The 6,692-nt window shown below is 41.2% G+C and carries 5 protein-coding genes; all 5 read left to right on the forward strand.

Annotation, left to right across the window (positions count from 1 at the left end; all coding sequences use genetic code 11):
- The first annotated feature begins 302 nt into the window (after window positions 1–302).
- Complete coding sequence (locus tag B9J87_RS06510; protein ID WP_038148601.1) at window positions 303–1,517, forward strand: sugar ABC transporter substrate-binding protein; 1,215 nt, start codon at window positions 303–305, stop codon at window positions 1,515–1,517.
- A gap of 2 nt (window positions 1,518–1,519) precedes the next feature.
- The gene (locus B9J87_RS06515; protein ID WP_047691248.1) at window positions 1,520–2,803 is read left to right on the forward strand and encodes a carbohydrate ABC transporter permease; all 1,284 of its coding nucleotides are present in this window, start codon (window positions 1,520–1,522) and stop codon (window positions 2,801–2,803) included.
- Window positions 2,804–2,805: 2 nt separating this feature from the next.
- Window positions 2,806–3,639, forward strand: coding sequence for a sugar ABC transporter permease (locus B9J87_RS06520; protein WP_013868520.1), 834 nt, complete (start codon window positions 2,806–2,808; stop codon window positions 3,637–3,639).
- A gap of 18 nt (window positions 3,640–3,657) precedes the next feature.
- Complete coding sequence (locus B9J87_RS06525) at window positions 3,658–5,442, forward strand: glycoside hydrolase family 13 protein (RefSeq protein WP_064626704.1); 1,785 nt, start codon at window positions 3,658–3,660, stop codon at window positions 5,440–5,442.
- Window positions 5,443–5,650: 208 nt separating this feature from the next.
- Window positions 5,651–6,451, forward strand: a complete 801-nt coding sequence (locus B9J87_RS06530) for a TrmB family transcriptional regulator (protein WP_029189831.1) — start codon at window positions 5,651–5,653, stop codon at window positions 6,449–6,451.
- The last annotated feature ends 241 nt before the right edge of the window (window positions 6,452–6,692 follow it).

A 6,692-nucleotide genomic window follows, 5' to 3' on the forward strand; every position in this document is an offset into this window, starting at 1 on the left:
GCATTCTATAAGTGAGATGTTGGTCACTTTTAATTGCTTATTATAGAGATTTAGATCACGAATTTACTTCTTTGTCGATTAGTTTAAGGGAGGTCTTTACGCGTTTTGCCTTGTGGCTCTACTTGGTGACGTCTTGTTTAGGTTTTCGCATACGCCCATTCAAGTGTTTTTAAATAAGGTTTGGTGATTGAAATCACAATTTCCTGTGGTATGAAGATGATAGTGGTTGACTTAAAATCGGCGACATTTAACCTAGTAGTATCTTTTGTACTACCATTGGTGTTGATATGAGAAATAGATGGATGAAAACAGTATTAGCTGCAACTTTGATTTGCTCAGCTTCTATTGTTTCTGCTGAGACGATTACGCCGGAAATAGACTCTGAATTATTGATTTGGACAGATAACACGACGCTCGACTATATGAAATATGCCGCTGACCAATTCAATCAAGATTTTGGTTACAAAGTTAAATTTACATTTCGTGGTTTAGCTCCGATAGACGCTGCATCGCGAATGATTCAAGACGGCGGATCCGCACGCGTTGCGGATGTGGCGGAAATAGAGCATGACTTATTAGGAAGGTTAGTAGTTGCTGGTGGGGCGATGGAAAACTTAGTTTCAGTTGATCGTATGAAACATAACTTTATGCCAAATGCTATTTCTGCAATGCAATATGGTGGAGCCAGTTATGGTTTCCCTGTCAGTTATGCGACGTTGGCGCTCTTTTATAACAAAGATTTGTTACCTGAAGCACCCAAAACATTTGAAGCACTGATTCGCTTTGGCGAGATATTTAATAATGTAAAAGAGAACAAATACGCTTTATTGTGGGATGTGCAAAATTATTATGAATCTCGAATGTTTTTAACCCTTTATGGCGCTTATGAATTTGGGAATAAAGGGACAGATGCTAAAGATATCGGGATCAATTCTGAATTAGCGCAAAAAGGTCTTTTGGCCATGAAAACATTGCAAGCGGCTAATAGTTCAAACCCGATTGATATGCGTAACCCGCAAGTTCGCCGTGGTTTATTTTCCGAGGGTAAAGTGGCCGCAATTATTGATGGTCCTTGGGCAATTCAAGGCTATGCCGCGAGCGGCGTAAACTATGGGGTCATGCCGATTCCCACTCTAGAAGGTCAGCAATTACGTACTTTTTCAACAGTTAGGCTTGCAGTGGTATCGACATACAGTGAATACCCAAAAGCAGCGCAACTGTTTGCTGATTACATTGCGTCTGACAAGATGCTGATGAAGCGATATGAGATGACGAAATCCATTCCACCCGTTCAATCGTTAATGGAAGAGATCATTGTCGATGCAGATGAAGCCACTTACGCCATCATCGCTCAGGGATTCTATTCCGATGCGATGCCATCGATTCCTGAAATGGGTTATTTGTGGTCTCCCATGGCCAGTGCTATCACCGCAATGTGGGTAAATGGTAAAGAGCCAAAGTCAGTGCTGGACCATGCTCGAGCAATCATTGAAGAGCAGATCGCATTTCAGGAGTAAGCATGTTGTTAGCCAAAACTCAAAATAGACTCCATTTCCTCAGCTCAATGTTGATCATGGGTACAACGCAACTTGTTCATAAACATTGGGTGAAAGGCATCTTTCTTTTTACGGTTAATGTGTTGTTTTTGTTTGCGCTACCTAACCTTATTTTGGCGCTCAAAGGCTTGGTTTCTTTAGGCGATGTGGTACAAGTTCGGCAAGGTTTTCAAGTTATCCAAGGTGATAACTCCATTCATATGTTGGTGGAAGGTGTTATTGCAGTCATTCTTATGCTCTGTTTCATAACTACCTATATTCTGAACGTCAAAGATGCCCAATCTTGTGCATTGTGTAAGCTGAATATTCGTGGGCAAATTCAATCCATTTATAATAAACATTTTGCATTCATCGTACTTTCTCCCGCTTTGATAGTGACTATTGCGTTTATTATTCTACCTATTGCAATTACGGTACTGGTTTCCTTTACGAACTATTCAGCACCTCATCATATCCCCCCTAAGAATTTAGTGGACTGGGTAGGGTTAAGAAATTTTTGGACACTGTTTGAGCTGAAAATTTGGTCAAATACATTTTTTGGTGTTGCTTTATGGACGGTTGGATGGGCAGTCACTGCAACAATTTGTACTTGCGGTTTTGGTTTCTTGCTCGCTCTCGCCTTAGAGAATCGGAACATTCAAGCGAAAAAACTCTGGCGGTTTGTCTTTATTCTCCCTTATGCCATTCCCGCATTTGTTACCTTACTAATGTTTCGCTTATTACTGAATGGAATTGGCCCGGTAAACGCCACTTTAAATAGTTGGGGAGTCGATTCTATTGCATTTTTATCTGATCCATTTACTGCCAAGATAACAGTAATTGCCGTCAGTGTCTGGGTTGGGGCACCTTATTTTATGCTGTTGATTGCTGGGGCATTGACCAACATTCCTCGTGATCTCTATGAAGCCAGTGAAGTCGATGGGGCAAGTAAACTCCAGCAGTTTCAAGAGATAACGTTGCCGATGGTATTGCACCAAGTCGCCCCCTCACTAGTCATGACATTTGCTCATAACTTCAATAATTTTGGAGCGATATTCTTGTTGACTGAAGGCGGTCCGATCAATCCTGAATACCGTTTTGCTGGACATACCGATATTTTGATCACTTGGATTTACAAATTGACCTTGGACTTCCAGCAATACCAGATTGCTTCTGTTATTTCGATTGTAATCTTCCTGTTCCTGTCCGTAATTGCTATTTGGCAGTTCCGCAGAATGAAATCCTTTAAAGATGATGTGGGGATGTAACGATGAATCGACTTGCTGAAAAATTAGGGACGCTATTGGTCTATCTGTTCTTGTTACTGAATGCTTTGTTAGTGTTAGGGCCGGTTGCCTGGACTATCCTCGCATCGTTTAAGCGTGGCAATAATCTCTTTAGTACCTCATTTAGTGATATTACGTTTACGCTGGACCATTATCGTGCGTTATTTACTGATACACCTTATTTAGATTGGTATATCAATACGTTGATATTAGCCACCGCCAATATGGGAATTTCACTCATTGTTGTCACCATGACGGCTTATGTTTTTTCGCGTTATCGATTTAAAGGTAAACGTAATGTGATGATGGGGATTTTAGTGCTGCAAATGTTCCCCGCATTTTTATCGATGACGGCAATTTACATTCTATTATCAAAAATGAACTTAATTGACACCTACGCAGGCTTACTGTTTGTGTATGTAACCGGGTCGTTACCATTTATGACTTGGCTCGTGAAAGGGTATTTTGATGCGTTACCAACCTCATTAGATGAAGCGGCAAAAATTGATGGAGCAGGGCATATGACGATTTTTCTAGAAATTATTCTACCATTAGCCCGCCCCATTTTAGTATTTGTTGCTTTGGTATCATTCACCGGACCTTGGATGGATTTCATTCTGCCGACGTTGATTTTGCGTAGTGAAGAAAAAATGACCTTAGCCATTGGGATCTTCAGTTGGATTTCATCAAACTCAGCCGAGAACTTTACGCTGTTTGCCGCAGGATCTTTATTGGTAGCGATACCTATCACGTTGCTTTTCGTAGTAACTCAAAAACACATCACCACGGGCCTTGTTAGCGGTGCGGTAAAAGAATAATTCTTAGGTACATTTAGTATGATCACAAAAAGTTCACTGATGCATTCCGCAAAGAGTGCAGATAGCTACGCTTATGACAATGCAACTTTACATATTCGTTTCCGTACGGCCAAAGGAGAGGTGGATAATGTTTCCTTGTGGATCGGTGATCCATATCACTGGGCTGAAGGTGGTTTAGACGGCGGTAACCTAGGCGGCAGTGATGCACATGGTTGGGTTGGCGGTAACACGGTGCCTATGTTATTTGAGGGACAAACTGAGTATCACGACCATTGGTTTGCGCAGTTTCAGCCACCGAAACGTCGAAGTCGTTATGGCTTCATTCTTCATGGTCGTGAAGGTGAAAAACTGCTGTTTGGAGAAAAGCGATGTGTTGATATCCGTGATCCTAATATTGCGGAAATGGAATTAAGTAACTTGAGCAATTTTTTCTGTTTTCCGTACCTTAATCCGCGAGATGTGTTATGCACGCCAAATTGGGTCAAAGAAACTATTTGGTATCAAATTTTTCCTGAACGTTTCCATAATGGAATGCCGGATATTTCTCCTTTCGATGTTCAGCCGTGGGGTAGCCAGCCTAGTTCGCATAACTTTATGGGGGGCGACCTATGGGGTGTGATTGAAAAACTGGATTATCTCCAAGAACTGGGGGTGAATGGGTTGTATTTTTGTCCAGTATTTACTGCTAATGCGAATCACAAATATGACACTGTTGATTATTTTAATGTGGATCCACATTTTGGTGGTAATGAGGCATTTCGGGCTTTGGTCAAAGAAGCACATCGCCGCAAGATGAAAGTGATGTTAGATGCAGTGTTTAACCATGTTGGTGATCAACACCCATTTTGGTTAGATGTGGTTAAAAATGGAGCTCAGTCGCGTTACGCAGATTGGTTTTGGATTAACCGCTTCCCCGTCTATCCAGATATACCGAAAGAAGAGTGGGATTTTTGGGATTTCAACTACGAAACGTTTGGTAATGTAATCGAAATGCCCAAATTGAATACCGAAAACGAACAATGTCGCCAGTATCTGTTGAGTGTGGCACAGCATTGGGTTGAAGAATTTGACATTGATGGTTGGCGTTTAGACGTTGCAAACGAAGTCGATCATGAGTTTTGGCGGGATTTTCGTCGTACGGTGAAAAGCATAAAACCTGATTGCTACATTTTGGGTGAGATTTGGCATGAGGGTATGCCTTGGTTACGTGGCGATCAATACGATTCTTTAATGAATTACCCACTGACTCAGGCCACTACGGATTATTTTGCACTGCAGGCTTATGATAAAGAAACTTTCATGCATGCAGTGACTCGTTCATATCTTGCGTATCCTAAAAACGTCAACGAAGTGATGTTTAATTTACTAGAAAGCCATGATACGACTCGTTTACTTAGCTTATGTGCCAATGATAAGCATAAAGCTAAGCTAGCCTATTTATTCATGTTCACGCAGGTTGGTTCACCTTGTATTTACTATGGTGGAGAAATAGGGATGGATGGGTGTAAAGGTATGGGTAGAGAAGACAATCGGAAGTGTATGATTTGGGATGAATCTGAACAAGATCTCGATTTCAAAGCCTTTATTCAGTGGCTTATTGAATTGCGTAAAAATCATCCACACTGGAATGAACCTTCACTTAATTGGCATACCGTCGAGCATCCTTCCGTGTTGGCCTATTCCCGAGGTGAGCAAACGTTTTTTATTAATAACAGTGATAGTGCTATTTCGTTTATGTGGCAAGAGCAGCTTATGCATTTAACCGCTTTCGGTTTTAACATCTTGGGCTTATGCACCGCTTAGGCTTGGTGGCGATAAGCTTAGTTCACCCTGAATCTCAATAGATTCGTCTACATTCACTGCGTAAGGAGTGATAATCTCTATACCTATCCAATTTGAGGTTTTTCGTTGGGTTTGCTCGTGATCTTTTTTCACTTGTTAGCTATCGGCAGCCTCAAATGGTGTAGGTACATTTAGGAATTCAACTGTGAATAAAAAGCGAGGAGAACCTGTGACTGAACTGGTAACGAAATTGATGGGGTTTGGATTTACTAAGACAGACGCATTGGTTTACATCAATTTACTTAAAAATGGTCGATCAAGCGGCTATAAGATTGCCAAAGATATCTCTTTGTCCCGCTCATCGGTTTATTCTTCAATCGATAATTTATACAAAAATGGTTGTATTTTTATGTCGGATGGAGACACAAAAGAGTATGAAGCAAAATCGCCCGAACTCATTTTCAGCCAAATAGAAAGACAGACGATCGACAATATTCAGATCCTTAAAAAAGAGCTATCGCGCATGATGCTCCAAGAGGAGAAAGAGTTTATTTATAACGTGACGGGTTTTGAAAACCTCATTCAAAAAGCGAGAGAGATGCTGGCACTCGCGCAGGTGGAGGTGTACCTAAATACTGACTTTCATCTAGAGCTATTAGAAAAAGAAATTTGTGATGCTATCGAAAGAGGTGTTCGAGTCATTACCTTTTCCTTTAATAAATTATCGGTACCACATCCTAAAGTGGAGCTATATTCTCGCTCCGACCAGCAGGAGCAACGTTATCCCTCGCATCGTTTTATGTTGGTTGTGGATATGAAACAAGCAGTAATGTTTTCTCATCGTCAAGAAGCGTTGGGTCTGTATTCTAATAATCGTCTGTTGGTCAAAATGATTGCAGAGCATATACATAGCGATATTTATCTCACCGAATATGAAAAACTAGCTCCAGAAAAGCGCTGTCGTATCGGTACGATTCATGAGCTTGATAATGATATGGTTCATGATGATAGTGGGAGCTTCACCCAATAAAAGGGACTGATTTTGCAGAAGATTGACGCATAGCATCAAGTTCAGGATTAGGCTGTCGTTAGTATCGCTATTGGTTCGAATCGTGAGTAAAAATGACATTTGGAGATTTCAACTATAATTAACGAACAATTAAAGCGTGCCGCGCCGAACAAGGTTGCGCACAACAAGAAAGGAATGAGCAGCAAGATGAAAAAAATGCTGATGTTTCTATTATTGCTGCTTGGGCTGGCGGGCGCAGGCG

This window comes from Vibrio sp. V19_P1S1T109 (assembly GCF_002241375.1).
GTDB classification, from domain to species: domain Bacteria; phylum Pseudomonadota; class Gammaproteobacteria; order Enterobacterales; family Vibrionaceae; genus Vibrio; species Vibrio anguillarum.